The 15842-nt window shown below is 58.0% G+C and carries 11 protein-coding genes; 3 read left to right on the forward strand and 8 right to left on the reverse strand.

Going from position 1 to position 15842, the window contains the following annotated elements; translation table 11 throughout:
* Positions 1–139: 139 nt before the first annotated feature.
* Both ACFFP0_RS29225 and ACFFP0_RS29230 read right to left on the reverse strand, forming a co-directional pair.
* Positions 140–1085 (reverse strand): IS630 family transposase gene (locus ACFFP0_RS29225; RefSeq protein ID WP_377265744.1). Its coding sequence is split into 2 segments (ribosomal slippage): positions 140–770 and positions 769–1085, totalling 948 coding nucleotides; the frame shifts between segments, so codons are not numbered across the junction.
* Between the two features lie 181 nt (positions 1086–1266).
* Positions 1267–3189, reverse strand: coding sequence for a methyl-accepting chemotaxis protein (locus ACFFP0_RS29230; protein WP_377265745.1), 1923 nt, complete (start codon positions 3187–3189; stop codon positions 1267–1269).
* An 851-nt stretch (positions 3190–4040) separates the two neighbouring features.
* Here ACFFP0_RS29230 and ACFFP0_RS29235 point away from each other — a divergent pair.
* On the forward strand, positions 4041–5978 hold the full coding sequence (locus tag ACFFP0_RS29235; protein WP_377265746.1) for a methyl-accepting chemotaxis protein: 1938 nt from the start codon (positions 4041–4043) through the stop codon (positions 5976–5978).
* 558 nt (positions 5979–6536) lie between these two features.
* Here ACFFP0_RS29235 and ACFFP0_RS29240 read toward each other — a convergent pair.
* Positions 6537–7421: a transporter substrate-binding domain-containing protein gene (locus ACFFP0_RS29240; protein WP_377265747.1), complete on the reverse strand. Its 885-nt coding sequence runs from the start codon at positions 7419–7421 to the stop codon at positions 6537–6539.
* Positions 7422–7625: 204 nt separating this feature from the next.
* Here ACFFP0_RS29240 and ACFFP0_RS29245 point away from each other — a divergent pair, with 204 nt between their 5' ends.
* A complete protein-coding gene (locus tag ACFFP0_RS29245; protein WP_377265748.1) occupies positions 7626–9047 on the forward strand; it encodes a protoporphyrinogen/coproporphyrinogen oxidase in 1422 nt (473 codons plus the stop codon).
* 239 nt (positions 9048–9286) lie between these two features.
* On the opposite strand, the gene ACFFP0_RS29250 is transcribed toward ACFFP0_RS29245, so the two are convergent.
* From ACFFP0_RS29250 to ACFFP0_RS29270, 5 genes are all read right to left on the reverse strand, one after another.
* Positions 9287–10237, reverse strand: a complete 951-nt coding sequence (locus tag ACFFP0_RS29250; RefSeq protein ID WP_377265749.1) for a dihydrodipicolinate synthase family protein — start codon at positions 10235–10237, stop codon at positions 9287–9289.
* Between the two features lie 63 nt (positions 10238–10300).
* Positions 10301–11206, reverse strand: coding sequence for a dihydrodipicolinate synthase family protein (locus tag ACFFP0_RS29255; RefSeq protein ID WP_377265751.1), 906 nt, complete (start codon positions 11204–11206; stop codon positions 10301–10303).
* A gap of 23 nt (positions 11207–11229) precedes the next feature.
* A complete protein-coding gene (locus ACFFP0_RS29260) occupies positions 11230–12222 on the reverse strand; it encodes a proline racemase family protein (RefSeq protein WP_377265753.1) in 993 nt (330 codons plus the stop codon).
* Between the two features lie 68 nt (positions 12223–12290).
* Complete coding sequence (locus tag ACFFP0_RS29265) at positions 12291–13397, reverse strand: mandelate racemase/muconate lactonizing enzyme family protein (protein WP_377265754.1); 1107 nt, start codon at positions 13395–13397, stop codon at positions 12291–12293.
* A gap of 160 nt (positions 13398–13557) precedes the next feature.
* Positions 13558–14805: a D-arabinono-1,4-lactone oxidase gene (locus tag ACFFP0_RS29270; protein WP_377265755.1), complete on the reverse strand. Its 1248-nt coding sequence runs from the start codon at positions 14803–14805 to the stop codon at positions 13558–13560.
* Positions 14806–14924: 119 nt separating this feature from the next.
* Between ACFFP0_RS29270 and ACFFP0_RS29275 the strand changes: the two genes are divergently transcribed.
* Complete coding sequence (locus ACFFP0_RS29275; RefSeq protein ID WP_446692719.1) at positions 14925–15842, forward strand: amino acid ABC transporter permease; 918 nt, start codon at positions 14925–14927, stop codon at positions 15840–15842.

Genomic DNA, 15842 nt, shown 5'->3' on the forward strand with positions numbered 1-15842 from the left:
CAAGGCATCGAGATCACGATGCCACGCCAGAACCGACCCGGACCAACTCGCAACCGACATTCAACTCCCTCCCGTCAAATGCGGGAAGTGAATCATGATTTCAAATCAAACGCAACTGTAGTACTAGAGCGTCGTGCATTCAGGTATACCCGGCGGCTTTGAAGTAATTCTGGCACTCGGTTGGTGAATAGAGTTCGCAGATATTGCCGATTGCCTGCCAGAGTCCGTCGATAGTGCGAATGGCTCGGGCTCGGAGATGGGCCTTCAATTTCGAGAAGGCCATCTCGATCGGGTTGAGATCGGGACTGTAGGGTGGCAGGAACAGCATCCAGGCCCCGCGCGCCCTGATGGCAGCTTCAGCCTTTGGGCTCTTGTGGGCGGCCAGATTGTCGAGAATGACGACGTCGCCTGCAGACAGGGTCGGGGCCAGTTGGGTTTCGACATAGGCCTCGAAGATGCGCCGGTTCATCGGCCGGTCGACGACGAAGGGCGCGGTGAGCCCGAAGCATCTGAGGCCGGCGATGAAGGTCTGCGTCTTCCAATGCCCGAACGGCGCCTTGGCGCGCAGACGCTGGCCCTTCGGGCATCGGCCGCGCAGGCGGATCATCTTTGTCGTCGTGCCGGTTTCGTCGAGGAAGACCAGCCGATGCGGCTCAAGGCGCATCTTCGGTTGGCGCTTTGTTGTCCATTCCTCACGCGCCTTTGCGATGTCCGGCCGATCTTGCTCGCTGGCCAGCAGCGTTTTTTTTGAAGCGATAGCCATTGCGGATCAGCCAGCGCGAAATCGAGGAAGGGGCGACGGTCGTGCCCTGGCCGGCCAGTTCGGCTGCCAGTTCCGGCATGGTGATGTCGTCTTTCTCAGCCACCCGGCGCATCAGGAATTCCCGATGCGGATCGAGCTTGGAGTAGCGCCAGCCACCTCCGGGCTTCGGCGACAGGCTACCGGACTGATGATAGGCCGACATCAGCTTTACGACGAAGGAAACCGAAACGCCAAAATGCGCAGCCGCCGCATGTCGCGACCGACCGCTATCGACAAAGCGGGCAATGCGCTCCCGCAAATCAACTGAATAGGCCTTGGTCATCGCAAATCACCTCCGAACGAAGTGAATCACGAAATGCCGCCAACAGGAATCCCAAATGATTCAGTCAAAATGCACAACGCTCTAAATGGGACGCCAGCCGAATATCCCATCTAAACACCTAGTGAAACCAGAACTTGGCGATGGACTGGACAATTTCAGCTTTGAACAATAACGACCTATCTTAAAACTCACGCCATTCTTTGGCTGCCGCGCCACTGCTAAAGGCGGATGCCACCTTGCGGACCAAAGCGGCCGGCGCGTTGCGCTGTGGCGCACTCTGGGCATGAGCCATTCCGCCGGAGCCCTGGAAGCGAAACTTGGACAGCTGGCCTGTCAGTGAGCTGGCTTCATCGGCAAGTTTGTGGCTGGCAGCGGATGTCTCTTCCACCATTGCCGCATTCTTCTGCGTCGACTGATCGAGCGAATTCACAGCCGCATTGATTTCCTTCAGTGCGGTCGACTGTTCCTTCGCGGCCTCGACGATCGAGCTGACATGCCGGTTGATTTCCTGCACCTCGCCGACGATCTCGCTCAGAGCCGTTCCTGTTTCGCCGACGAGCGTCACGCCGGAGCGCACCTGATCGCCGGAATTGCTGATCAACTGCTTGATCTCCTTGGCTGCGTTGGCGGAGCGCTGCGCCAGTTCACGAACTTCTTGCGCGACAACCGCAAAGCCCTTGCCGGCCTCTCCCGCACGGGCAGCTTCAACACCGGCATTCAGCGCGAGCAAGTTGGTCTGGAAGGCGATATCGTCGATAACGCTGATGATGTTGTTGATCTCGTTGGAAGAACCCTCGATTTGGCTCATCGCCGAGACGGCACGCTTGACGACTTCGCCCGAGCGCTCGGCATTGGCCCGTGTTCTGGCAACAAGGCTGCCGGCCTCTTCGGCACGACGCGTGGAGTCTTGGACAGTCGTCGAGATTTCGTCAAGTGCAGCAGCGGTCTGTTCGATTGATGCCGCCTGTTGCTCTGTCCGCCGTGCAAGATCGTTGGAAGCATCGCTGATTTCTCGGGCGCCCGCATCGATCGAAAGCGCATTTTCGCTGATGGTCTGCAAGGCCATCTGAAGCTGTTCGACGGAATTGTTGAAGTTAACGCGCAGCATGTCCAGCGACGCCGCAAAAGGCATGTCCAGACGGACGTCGAGATTGCCGGCTGCCATCTCTTCGAGCGCATTTCCCAGCTGACGTACTGCATCGTTGGTCTGCGACGACAACGCCTCGCGCTCTGCCGCCGTTGCCTCCAGCTGTGCATTCTCATTGGCGGCACGCCGGGCATCGGCTTCGGCACGCACCTCGGCCTCTGCAGTCACCGCATCGCGCACGGCACCGACAGCCTTCGCCAGATCACCGACTTCGTCGCTGCGCTCTTCGAGATCGCTGGTGCTCTCGGTATTGCCTTCAGCCATGCGTCTGAGAGCAAGCTGGAGTTTCGTCATAGGCAAGGTAATCGACCGCGTCGCCAGGAATGCGGCCATAACGGCAAGAAGCACCGCGCAACCCAACGAACCAAGCGCCAGTGTCTGGAAGCCTGCGACGACGCTGCTGACGTTACCACCGACCGACTTATTCAGGTTCTCCTGATAGTCGATGAATTTGTTGATGGCCTTGAGCCAGCTGACGAAGAGTGGCGCTGCCTGATCGAGGAGGATCTTCTTGGCTTGAACGCCATCGTTGGCCATTTGGCGGGCAATGATATCAGCGACAACCGGATTGGTCTTCGCCTGGACATCAGCGATTTCCGCGACGATCACCTTCTCAGGTTCGGTAGCCGCTCCCGGCACCGCGATCATGGCATTCATCTTCTGCTCGTTTTCTGCATAAGTGGCCGCAAGCTTGGCGATCAGATCGATTGCCGCCTGGCGCCCAGCTGGGTCTTCATGCAACACGACATCGCGAATCGCAATCGAACGATCGTGAACGCTGCCACGGAAGTTGATGGCGAAGCGTTGCTTGACGCTGTTCACCTCGTTGATCTGCATCAGATCGTGGTTGACATCATTCATCTTCGAGACTGAAAAGAGTGTCAGCCCAATCATCAAAAGGAGCAGAAAACCAAAACCCGCATACAGGCGAGCACCGATACCAAATCGAAAATTCATTGCAGTTCTCCAGATGCATCGACCCGCGCGACGCAGAAGTCGCAAGGCGGCGAAGAATGAGCGAAATCCGGAGTGCCGTTGAGTTCACTTCTTCTTTGTTTTCGGCGGCGACACTCGCAGAAAACAAGATGAAGGAAGATAGTTAATAATTGCACTATAAATTAAACGGGTAATACTTATGCAGCGGTGACGTGAATTGTCTGAAACTTTCATCGCAAACGCCACGTCATGTGCAGATCGTTCCGTCATGTGGCTTCCATCGAATGATTTGAACGTGTGATCGCTTGTGGCCACGTATAAAGCCCTCTGTCGCGCTCTGGCGCTAGCGGTCCAACAACTGAATAATGGCCAAAGCGAGTGGAACAATGCCAAGTCCGACTCATAGAAGCCAGCGCGTTTGTGCTGGCTTCCCCGTATTCCGCGACGCCATAGGCAACCTTGTCGCGGCTGATCGCGTCCGGCACTAATCTTCTCGGCCCACCAGCCGGGACGCCGCCGGTGGCGGTCTCGAGCACAGGCTGGCGGAATGCTGGTGCTGGCGGATCGCATCGATGCCAGCTGCCGATGGCCTATTTGGTCCGCGGACAGGGCGGGACCTGGACGCCGCTCCGACGGGAGTGCGGGCGGAGATTGTCGTTGGTGATTGATCTTGTTGAGAGGTATTGGTGTGGGAAGGCCTCGTTGGCTGCAACCCGTTTTGGTGGCCTTTGCGCCACCCCTTCGTGAGAGAGCCGAACGCGCTTCGGCACCCAGACGGTTGCCTTGAAATCAAGGCCAGATCGGCCGTTTTGACGGATAATTAAGAATAATCGCACATTCTTTTCCCAAGAGGAAACCTTGGGGTCCGTGTAATGGCATCCATCCAGCAGAAGATCATCATTACAAGCGTGGCAATATTTGCAATTGCCGGAGGCGCAACTGGTGTAGGTATGTGGTCCGCGTCGACGCTGACAAAGAACGCAAAAGACTTGACCCGATCGGCTGAGATTCTGCGAAACCATATGCAAGCGGACATGATGCACGACGCACTGCGGGCCGATGTCCTAGCGTCCCTCCTTGCCTCCAATCCCACAACCGACATTGTCTTTGACAGCGTCAAAGCGGATCTTTCGGAGCATGTTGCGTCGTTTCGCGAAATGATTGCCGCCAACAAAATCTTGGCAACGGATCCGGAAACTCAGAAGGTACTTGCCGAAGTCGAACGACCCCTGCTCGCTTACATTGATAGCGCGACCAAGCTAGTCGATACAGCAGAAAAGGATTCGCTCGGTGCGCTGAAGGCATTGCCTGATTTCATGAAGCAGTTTTCGACCCTGGAAACCGCTATGGAGGAGGCAGGTGACCAGGTACAAAAGGCGTCGGTCTCGGTCTCCGAGGAGAGTTCCCACACGGCAGACGCTATTCGTGACGTACTGCAGGCGATTCTTGGGCTGACGGTGCTGTTTTCCATGGTACTTTTCGTACTGTTCCGCCGAACCGTGAGCAAGCCTATCCTTGCGCTCTCCGCCGATATGACCAAGCTTGCTGGCGGGCAGACGGATATCACTTGCACGGGCATCGGCCAGAAAGACGAGATCGGGACAATGGCGGCTGCTGTCGAAGTGTTTCGAAAAGCGGCACTAGCCAACAGGCAACTCGAAGCGGATGCGGAACAGGCCCGTCAGCAGGCGGAAGTCGACAGAGTTGCTGCTCAGCAGAAGGCTGAAACGGACGCTGCAGAGCGGCTGCGCGTTGCCACGTCGGGCCTCGCTGAGGGACTCAAACGATTGGCGTCCGGCGATCTTGCCTTCCAGCTCGACGAACCTTTCGCATCGGATTTCGAAATTCTTCGCCACGACTTCAACATTTCGCTGAAGCAATTGGGAAATACGCTGAACGCAATTTCCGGAAGTATTGCGGCGATCGACACCAGTACGAGAGAGATCTCTTCAGGAGCCAATGATCTTTCTCGTCGGACAGAGCAGCAGGCGGCTTCGCTTGAGCAGACCGCCGCCGCTCTCGATCAGATCACGGCAAATGTAACCAGTTCGAGCAGGCGAACAGAAGAGGCGCGAACGGTGGCAACGGCAGCCGATCACAGCGCCGCCCGATCGACCGAAGTTGTTGGTCAGGCCGAAGAAGCGATGCAACGGATAGAGAATTCCTCACAGCAGATCTCCAACATCATCGGCGTGATCGATGAAATCGCCTTCCAGACCAACTTGCTCGCGTTGAACGCTGGTGTTGAAGCTGCCCGTGCAGGAGAGGCGGGCAAAGGTTTTGCGGTCGTCGCACAGGAAGTGCGCGAGCTGGCCCAGCGATCCGCGACGGCGGCAAAAGAGATCAAGGCGCTCATCAACACCTCTTCGGTGGAAGTCGAAGGTGGCGTGCAACTCGTTCGTGAAACGGGCGTGGCGCTAAAGGAAATCGGCGAGCGAATCTCTGATATAAATCAGCATATGAATGCGATTGCCGTATCGGCCAAGGAACAGTCGACCGGCCTGGCCGAGATCGCTGCAGCGATCAATACGATGGACCAGACAACACAACAGAACGCAGCGATGGTCGAGCAGTCGACGGCGGCATCCATTGCACTTGCAGCCGAGACGAGCAAGCTCCGGGAACTCATGTCGCAGTTCCGGCTGCGGTCGGCGGCTTCAGTCGCTTCCTCCGCATTGCGGCAGACCGCGCGTGCCCTGGCGGAGCCGTCGCGCGGTGCTGTATCCGTTGAGCCCATTCTCCAGCGGACATCCAAAGTGGCCGCGGCAGACGCTCGGGCAGCCTCTGTCGGCAGTTGGGGAGAATTCTGAGCCTATCCCTTCCGTTCAATAAGGGTTGAAGGTTTACGCTGACGGTGTGGAGGTCGAGAGCGCGGCTGTCATCGATGGCGATACAGAAATGGCGATGGAACATGGTACCAGTCTGCAGGCGACATCCGCCAGCGGCAACCGATCATCGTCATGATCGATGCCGGCAACGCAATTTCTGCGACACGATGCGCCGCTTCGGCAGGCTGAAGAACAGCGACCTGATCTTCTAACATGGGCGGCGTCTCGAGGGGGGAAACAGCGTCCCCCCATGGCCCGTCGATCATCGTCGGAGGCAGAAAGAAGAGCTGGAATCGTGCGCCGAGAAGATGCTGACTTCGATCTTCGCCAAGTTCAACAACGAACTTACGTGGATTCGCTCCGCGAGAATGATGAAGTCATTTCGTCAAGACGACCCACAACCGCAAACTACTGCGGAGAATCCTCAGTCGCCATTTGAATGACCTGAGGGTGACCGTCCACCTTTCGTTTCAGTCATGAATTGCCGGGATATGCGAAAGGCGCGGATCATCGTCCGCGCCCCGAATGGCTGTCACCGTTTCAGAATCCGTACTTTGGAGGCGTGGAGTTCTGCGTGTAAATTTCAGCCTTCTTGGCGGCACCGTAAGCGGTATCGTTCTTTTCAAGGATATTCTTATATTCCCCGCTCTCGATCAGGTGATCAAACGCACCTTTGAGAGCTGCAAGTATCTTCTCGGAGTTCTCGTTTCGGGCGGCGGCAACCGCCGTTGGCCCGCCTCCGATCTCACCGGAAGCGTCGAGGCCGGCATCAAGGTGGATAGCTTCCTGAGCGCCACCACGATTGATAAGGACGCCCTCGATGCGGCCGCTGTTAAGGGCGAGAATTGCATTGCTGACGGAGGGAAATGCGCTGACGGTTGGGGCCGTGCCGGAGCATTTCGTTGCGCCGGTTTTCAGAGTCTCCAGCTCGGCAGAGCCGGCCATTGCGCCGACTGTATGGCCGCAAATGTCATCGAGTTTGACCGGCGCGTAGCCATTTGTCTTGACGACCAGAAAGGAGCTGTAGTCCTGCCAGATCGTGACAAAGTCAGCAACCTTGAGCCGCTCGGCCGTGACGTAGAATTCGCCGAACGAAATATCGAACTTGTTCGCCTGGAGCCCCGTCAGAGCGGCGGAAAACGGTATGAGACTGATTTCGGCTTTCAGGCCGAGAACCTTCGCAACCGCCTTGGCAAGGTCGGCATCCATCCCCTTGAGGGTCGAGCCTTCCTTGTAGGCCAGAGGCTTGCCAACATCCGGGACGGCGATCCTGAGAGCGCCGGCATCCTGAATTGCCTTGGGAAGCATAGCGGCAACCGCATCGGCTTTAGCGATATTTTCCTGGGCGTGAACCGGGATGGCGGAGAGCGCGCTCGTGGCGGCTGCCACGGCAATGCGCATGAGTTCGCGTCTGTTGAATTTCATTTTAAGCCCCTCTGGCTCGTTGTAGCGATCAGATGTGATCCAATCGCCTCGTTGACATCGGTACGTCACGTGTGATATATTACCGATTATCGACAGCGTTGCAAGTATCTTTTTGCTAATCTAGCGGACACGATACCGGCTCTAGGGGACGCTCGTTGACTACTGTTCGGCAAACCAAATAATTAGCGCAAGGTGAGACAAGAAATGAGCAATCCGGACTTCGACGTGGCCATCATCGGAGGCGGTCCATCCGGCCTATCCGCCGCATGGGAATTGCGGGAGCGAAACATCGTCGTGCTCGAGAAGACCCATCGCCTGGGCGGTCGCCTCTACTCGATGACGCGGGGAGACTACTGGCTCAATCTGGGCGGACACCTGTTTCCGCCGCCTGGCTCGCACATGCGCAACATTCTTCACTCGATCGGCCTCGATATCATCAGGATCCCGGGCAACAAGTTCGCCATCTGGTGGGGTGGCAAGGTGTACAAGCCGAAGTCGGTATCGATGCTGCCGTTCACGATGTCGATGAGCCTGGTGGAGCGCATTTCCTTGGCGTCGATCGGTCTTCGCATGTTGAAGGCGGTCAAGGGATGGCAGAAGGAAATGGTGCCGGTTTACGGCGAAACGAACCAGGACCGACGCGCTCGTGTCGCACGCTTCATGGCGGACCAGCCATTCAGCAACTTCATCGGTCGTGTTCCCGAGCGTGTCAATGCACTGTTCCAGTCCGCTGCTCGTCGGGCAGCCGCGGAGATGGAAGATCAGCATGCCGGTGTCGGCGTCTCGCTATTTGGCGCCGTCTGGGCCGGAAAGGGCGACTCCATGGCTCTCAACCTCGACGGTGGTTCGGGTCGATTTGGCGAGCGGATGATGGAACTGCTGGGAGACCGGGCTCGCTATCACACGACCGTAAAATCGGTCTCCAAGACCGGCGATCTGGTCACGGTTGTATACGAGCAGGACGGTCAGCAGCACACCATCACCGCGGCGCAGGTCATCGTCGCCGTGCCCGCTTACGAAGCTGCGCAGGTGGTCACTGACATCCCCGCTGATATCAGAGATACGTTAAAGAGTGTTCAGTATGGGCCGTTCCCGACGATGGGTATCATCACCGACGAGACCGGTCCGATGCCATATGACGACATCTATGCAATCACGACACCGGACGCGTCCTTCGACATGTTTTTCAACCATGCCAACCCGTTGCGCACAGGGCCGCGAAAACCAGGCGGCAGCCTGATGGTCTATTCGGGCGGCGCTCCGGCCCGTGAGATGTTGAAGCTCACGGATGAGCAGATCCGCGATACCTATCTTGCCGACGTCTACAAGATGTTTCCCGAATTGAAGGGCCACGTCAAGGAAACCGTCGTTCAACGCTGGGTTCCCGGCAATACCTATCGTCCTGCAGGCTTTAATTTCGAGCCGATGCTGGCTTATTGCAAGCGTGAGGACGTCGATATCCATTTTGCCGGCGATTACTTCGCCGAGATCGGCAACATGGAAATTGCAACAGGCTCAGCCCACGAGGCAGCCAAGCGTGCACGTGCACGGCTCCTCGCGAAGGGTCACAGGCCGAAAGCGCTACATGTCGTTGGCAGTGAACGTGGATCGGCAATCGGCTCCTGAGCTTTCGGGCAGAACCAGAATTGAGGGCGGCGCGCAAGTTTCGCCGCCCTTTTCGTTTCCGGCAGAGAATATGAGTGCGGACAAGCATCGATATTTTGGCCCACTCCGAGCCTCACCAGCCGGCAGCACAGGACACCATCCGGCTGCTTGTGCTTAATCCTTCCCGGGATGCAGAAAAACGACGCGGTTCATTGAAACCGCGTTGCCGCTTGGGAGCATCAGGTCGTTGATCGTTTTTCCTATGCCGCGAGATCGAGCGTCCTGGTCCAATTCCGGTACCAGGTCTCGAAGAGCTTGAGCTGGGCTTCGACATAGCCGCGCTGGCTCTTAGATAGAATATCGCTTTCGTTGAAGTGGAGGCCATATTCGGCGTCTCCCTTCAGGACCATCATGTGCTTGAAGAAGAGAACAAGATCGGGTCCTTCATCGAAGGAGGACAGGACTGCGAGGGCAGCTTCGAGTTCCAGCGCTTTGCTGCGGGCAACGGCATCTCCGGCGGCTGCAGACTGCGAAAGCGCACAGAGGTGCAGAACCTCCTTCGGAAGCACGTTGCCGATACCGGTAATTGCTCCCGTCGCGCCGCAATTGACGAAGCCATGGACGACTGCCGTATCGACGCCGATCATCAACGACACGTCATCGTCCTGGCTGGTGATGTTTTCGGCGGCGTAACGCATGTCCGCGAGGCCACCAAATTCTTTGAAGCCGACGAGATTGGGATGTTCTGTCCGCAGTGCAAAGAAGAGGTCGGCACGCGTAGCAAAGCCATAGTAGGGGCTGTTGTAAATGACGGCCGGGAGATCTGGAGCCACAGACAAGATTGCCTTGAAGTGTGCCTTCTGTGCGCTGATGACGGAGCCGCGCGACAGGACGCGCGGAATAACCATCAAGCCCTTGGCCCCGACTTTTCGTGCATGGGCAGCATGTGCGACCGCCGAGGCGGTGTTGACGGCACCGGTGCCGACGATGACAGGCACGCCAGCTTCAGCAAGCCGTGTTACGCCCTCCATGCGCTGAGCATCGGTGAGCAAGGGCCAATCGCCCATCGAGCCGCAATAGACCACGGCCGACATGCCCTGGGCGATAAGCTGTTTTGCCTTGCGCACGAGCGCATCGAAGTCCGGAGTGCGGTCCGGCTTGCATGGTGTCATCAGGGCGGGAATGACGCCGGAGAAAATATCGGCTTTCATGATAATCCTTCTTCAACTCGTGGAGAGAGGCGCACGCGAATCCGTGTGAGCCTCCAGCATCGATCAGCGCGCGGCGCCCGTTAGGAGCGACGGGTCGATCTTGTCAAGGGCGGCCTTCAATAGCGCAGTCTGTTCTGCGGTATATTGCGGGATCGGAGCACGAACCGGTCCAACCTTCAGGCCGAGCAATTCGCAAGCTGCCTTGACGCCGCTATTGTAGCGGCCGCTCGCGAGAACCTGGATCAGCGGGTTGATTTGCCGCCAAATCGACAGCAACGTGGCATCGTCGCCGTCCGTGCTGGCTTTCTGCAGCTTGGCGAGCGCCGGCGCTAGGAAGTTCGCGGACCCCATCACCATGCCAGGCGCTTTCAGTGCGAGTGCCGGGAGGATAAGGACATCTTCGCCATTGAAGAAGCTGACGTCGCCGCGATGGTCACTCAGGAACGTGTACATCTGCATGATGTTTGCAGAGGAATCCTTGATGTACTTGACCTGCGGGATCTCACGGGCAAGGCGCACGGTAAAGTCGACGTCCAGATGCAGACCAGTCGCGGGCGGGAAGTTGTAGGCGCAGATCGGGAGGCTGGTCGCCTCGGCAACGGCAGCGTAGTAGGCGAAGGCTTCATCGAAACCGATCGGCTCATAATAAGGCGTGGCAAGCATGATCGCCGTCGCGCCTGAACGCTCGGCATGCTTGGACAGTTCGACTGCCTCGCGCGACGATGTGGCGCCGGTGTGAGCCAGAACCGTCGCGCGGCCGGCTGTCTGTTCGACAACGATCTCGATGAGCTTCAGCCGCTCCTGGTGCGACAGGACGGAAAACTCGCCGGTGCCGCCGGCAGGGACGAAGCCATCGACGCCATCGGCGATGCTCTGATCGACGAGCTTGCGCAGCGCTGCCTCGTCGATTTTTTCGCCGTCCGGGGTGAGCGGCGTAACGATGGCGGAAAGAACGCCCTTGAGTGTCATTTGAAGTCTCCGATCTATCAGGGTTAAAGGGGTGCGAAGCCGTCTGCGAGGACGTCATCGGCATCCGCAGCAATGAAGAGAAAGCCGTTGATATAGGCGCGGCCGGTGAGGGCGGGTGTTATGAATTGGCGGTCGCCTGTCTTGCGGTAGCCTTCGCCAGTGACCCTAAATGTCGAGCCGATGATGCTTTCTGTCGTCAGGACATCGTCCGGGCGAAGTTTGCCCTCGGTTACCAGCTTGGCAAATAGTGCGCTGGTCCCGGTTCCACAGGGCGACCGATCGATCACGCCGGGGGGTGCGACGACGACAATCTTTGCCTTATCGGGCTGTTCGTCAGAATGGTTGTAGAAAAGAACCTGATAGACGTCGAGCAGGTTGCCCGTGAGCGGATCATGCACGCCGGAGCGTGTGTATTCCTCACGCAGCCGGCGAGCGACCCTTACGATTTCGGTCGCGTTGGCCCGGTCGAGCGATAGCCCGATCTTTGACGCGTCGACGGAGATGTAATAGTCGCCGCCATAGAGCAGTTCGACCGGCATGACCTTATCGTCGACGAGGACGTTGCTTCTAGCCACGCTGAAGGATTCGACATTCGTCAAAGTGATTGTCGTGAATTTTTGGCCGTCACGGCGAGCCGTGACACCGACGGGACCTGCCGGCGTGCGGATCTTGAATTTGGCAACGTTTTGATCCGCGCCCCAAAGATCGGGCAACAGATCCATTTCGACGATGACCGAGGCAAAGCCGATCATGCAATGGCCGCACATCGGTGGATAGGATCCCGGTTCAAGGATGACGGCACCGATATCGCATCCGTCCTCCTGCGACGGGATCGGCAAAACGGCGCAGGTCAGGCCGCCGCCCCGCGGCTCGTGCACAAGGCGCCGGCGCCAGTGGTCTGCATTGTCGCGCAACCAGATGCGTGCGGCGTCGACCGTTTGGGCATGCTCGGGCAAATCGATGCCTGCAAGAACAATCCGCGTCGGATTTCCGCCTGTGTGTGAATCGACAGCCATGATCTCCTGGCGATCGGCCCGATCGAGCCAGTCGATTGCGGATGTGGGCAGTGAACGTGAGATCCTCATTATCGCGCTACCTCAAACAGGGGCTTTCCAAGAGCGCTCACGTCGACAGAAATACCGAGGCCGGGGGCCGTTGGCGCCTTGCCTCGCCCCTGCTTGGAACGCGGCGCGTGACCGGCAATATGTTCGTTTGTCCAGTCATTGAAGAAGGAGGCATGCAGGAGTGCGTCGGGACGGGTGCTGGCGGCAACGTGCGACACGGCTGCCGTCGTGACATCGCCACCCCAGACATCTTCAATGCATATTGTCATGCCGAGGTCCTGCGCCAAAGACCGCATTCGCAGTGCGGCGGTAATGCCGCCAACGCGCGCCAGCTTGATATTCACCGAACCAGCGCCCGCTTCATATTTCGCGCGGTATAATTCGGCCGAGTTGACAACGGATTCGTCCATGACCAGCGGCAGCGAACTCATCTTCTGGACGATCGCGCAGTCGGCCGTGTCACGGCACGGCTGCTCGACATAGACGTTGAGGCCGGCAAGCTCTCTCACGGCAATGATACCGGCTTGAAGGTTCCATCCGCCGTTCGAGTCCGCCACGATGACGGCGTCATCGGGGCAGGCGGCGGCAACCGCGCGCGTGCGCTCGGCATCTTCGAACGGATCATTGCCGACCTTGACCTGGAAGCGATTGATGCCGACTGCACCACGCTTCTTCACGAAATCCACCATCTCGTCCGGCGATGCCAGCGGCACGGCTTCATATAAGGGGAAATCTTCCTGAGTGACGCCACCCAGAAGGCTGGAAATCGGAAGGGTGGCAACTTTGCCGAGGATATCCCAGCAGGCGATATCGATCGCGCTTTTTGAACTGTTCTGCCCGAGAAGAACCGAGTCCATCAGCCTGTGAACGGTCGAGATGTTCGTCGGGTCCAAACCGAGCAGGGCAGGAGCCATCACGCGAATACCTTCACGGGTCCCCTCGGCGAAGGCCGGCAAGTAGGTGCCGCCCAGCGTACTGCTCTCGCCCCAGCCCTCCAGGCCTTCGTCCGTGCGTATCCGAACAAGCGTCGAGGCCTGACTTTGAGCGGCTCGTCCTTGCGACATAACGTATTCGCCATGGGCGTAGGTGAGCTCATAGCCGTAGACTTCGATAGCAGCGATCTTCATGGAAATATCGACCCGATGTGATTGGTAATAGGTAATATATTACATGTAACCAAATTCGAGTCAATGCGGCCTGGTTTCCTCCTCCGGCCTTTGCAAACGCCGCCGGTCAAAAAAAATGGCCGCGCGAGCGGCCATTTGATGCCTGTGTGGGTTTTCGAGTTCAGCCGAAAAGCCAGGAGAGGTGCGCATTCAAGAATCGCTTTTCCGGGTCCATCCATTCGCGCACGCGCTCGAAACGATCGTAGTCCGGATAGAGATCACGGACGCGATCACGGTCGAGGAAGTGCAATTTTCCCCAATGCGGCCGAGCGGCATAGGCCTGCAGTTCTGCGTCAGCGGCCCTCAGAAAGGGCAGGTAGTCCTTGCCAATCACCCCGGATACCGAAATCGAGGTGCTGTCGCGACCCGTCTGCGGTGACAGAAATCCGCGATCGGCTTTCTGCCAGCGAACCTGCAAAGGGGAAATCTCATGCGGAAATTTTTCGAGCATCAGCGTCTGCATCGAGAGCACGACCTCGCGAGCGTCCTTTGCCGCGACCATGTATTCGAGTTCGTGGAACTCTGCGACCGTCGTGCCATCGGGGTAGATCCGATAAGCCCGGTCCGTGCGCCTGTTGAGTTCGGCGGAGGTCATCGACGCCTCCTCGAGGGGGACTTCGCGCAAGAGTTTGACGAAGCAGTGATCTGCGGGAACGTCACCGAGCTTATAGAGATGCGCGGATTGATCCGTCGGCATCCACCAGAACGAAAAATGCCGATATTCGTTCATCAGATAGTCCCACTGCCTGATGACCTCGGACATTGGCAGGACGATGTTTTCCTCTTTGAGGCCATAGGCCGGAACAAGTTGCAGTCCAATACGCAGGATCGGACCGAGCATGCCGAGCGATACCTGCGCGGCAAGAAGAGCCTCGATGTTGCTCTCGCCGATATCGACGACCTCTCCAGCCCCATTGATGATGCGCATGCTGGTGATCGTCGACGACATGGATCCGAAGCGCGAACCGGAGCCTTTTGTGCCAGTCGCGGTCGCTCCGGCCACAGTCTGGACATCGATGTCGCCTTGATTTGCGATCGACAGGCCATGGTTCCACAGAGGCTCGCCGAGATCGGCGATTCTGGAGCCGGCCCAGACGACGGCCCTTTTTGCTTCGCTGTCGGCAGAGATGACGCCGGACAGTTTCGAAAGATCCAGCAGGAGGCCCGGGGTCTCGACAACAGGCGTGAACGAATGGCCGCCTCCGGCAACGCGCACCGGCAGATCCGCGGCGAGCGCGCCTTGAACCGCGGAAATCGCTTCATCCTCTGATCCTGGGCGTACCACTTTTGCGGCATTGAAGGCTTGATTGCCTCCCCAATTCATCCATCGTGTCCCAGTCATTTCGCGGCTCCTTACGATTTTGGACATTATCGGAACTTGACACACTGATCGCTCACATTCACTATGTAAGCGGCTATCGGTTATCGATTACTAGAAAGTTCACCGAAGCGCTACAGTGAATTCGAGCCGTTCAGGGGAACGCGAAAGTGACACACGTTGCAGACAAGCTGGCAACCGACGACATCGAAAAGATGCCGGTCGTCCCGCTCAAATATTATGGACGATGGATTGCGGCAGGGATCTTGATCATCCTGTTTGCCGGACTTGTCGTCTCCATGGTCACCAACGCCAGGTTCCAGTGGCCGATCGTCGCCCAGTATCTCTTCGACGAGTCGATCATCTCCGGCCTTCTCGCGACCATCTGGTTGACCATCGCCGCTATGGCGCTGGGGATGATCCTGGGCACCGCCATCGCGCTGATGCGCATTTCGCAAAACCCGGTCCTCGGCAGCATTGCCTCCGGCTATCTCTGGATCTTTCGAGGGACGCCGCTCTTGGTCCAGCTGATTTTCTGGTACAATCTTTCGGCGCTCTATCCGCAAATCACCATAGGGTTTCCGTTCGGGCCGAGCCTCGGCTCCTTCGACGCCAACCGTTACATCACGGTCTATGTTGCGGCGCTGCTCGGCCTTGGTCTGAACGAAGGCGCCTACATGTCCGAGATCGTGCGTTCCGGCCTGAACTCGGTTCCTGTCGGCCAGCGCGAAGCGGCCGAAGCGCTCGGAATGTCGAGCTACAGGGTGATGATGCGCATCATCCTCCCGCAGGCCATGCGCGTCATTATTCCACCGACGGGTAATCAGCTTATCGGCATGCTGAAGACGACATCGCTCGTCAGCGTGATCGCGCTTCAGGAACTCCTGTATTCGGCTCAGCTGATCTACACCGCGAATTTTCAGACCATTCCGCTGCTGATCGTCGCTTCCATCTGGTATCTCGTTTTGACGACTGTCCTGTCGATCGGCCAGCACTTTCTCGAGCGTTATTTCGGCAGGAGCGATCACAGGCAGGAACCCGTCTCCTCGCATGACGATGTCGACAACGACAGCGCAAGGAGCGCCTGA

Origin of the sequence: Neorhizobium puerariae (assembly GCF_042429745.1) — a bacterium.
Taxonomy (GTDB): domain Bacteria; phylum Pseudomonadota; class Alphaproteobacteria; order Rhizobiales; family Rhizobiaceae; genus Neorhizobium; species Neorhizobium puerariae.

What these genes read in the sequence shown, in the direction of transcription:
- ACFFP0_RS29270 (WP_377265755.1), bottom strand. Translation starts at nt 14,805, where the DNA reads ATGTCCAAAATCGTAAGGAGCCGCGAAATGACTGGGACACGATGGATG.
- ACFFP0_RS29265 (WP_377265754.1), bottom strand. Translation starts at nt 13,397, where the DNA reads ATGAAGATCGCTGCTATCGAAGTCTACGGCTATGAGCTCACCTACGCC.
- ACFFP0_RS29255 (WP_377265751.1), bottom strand. Translation starts at nt 11,206, where the DNA reads ATGACACTCAAGGGCGTTCTTTCCGCCATCGTTACGCCGCTCACCCCG.
- ACFFP0_RS29235 (WP_377265746.1), top strand. Translation starts at nt 4,041, where the DNA reads ATGGCATCCATCCAGCAGAAGATCATCATTACAAGCGTGGCAATATTT.
- ACFFP0_RS29250 (WP_377265749.1), bottom strand. Translation starts at nt 10,237, where the DNA reads ATGAAAGCCGATATTTTCTCCGGCGTCATTCCCGCCCTGATGACACCA.
- ACFFP0_RS29240 (WP_377265747.1), bottom strand. Translation starts at nt 7,421, where the DNA reads ATGAAATTCAACAGACGCGAACTCATGCGCATTGCCGTGGCAGCCGCC.
- ACFFP0_RS29230 (WP_377265745.1), bottom strand. Translation starts at nt 3,189, where the DNA reads ATGAATTTTCGATTTGGTATCGGTGCTCGCCTGTATGCGGGTTTTGGT.
- ACFFP0_RS29260 (WP_377265753.1), bottom strand. Translation starts at nt 12,222, where the DNA reads ATGGCTGTCGATTCACACACAGGCGGAAATCCGACGCGGATTGTTCTT.
- ACFFP0_RS29245 (WP_377265748.1), top strand. Translation starts at nt 7,626, where the DNA reads ATGAGCAATCCGGACTTCGACGTGGCCATCATCGGAGGCGGTCCATCC.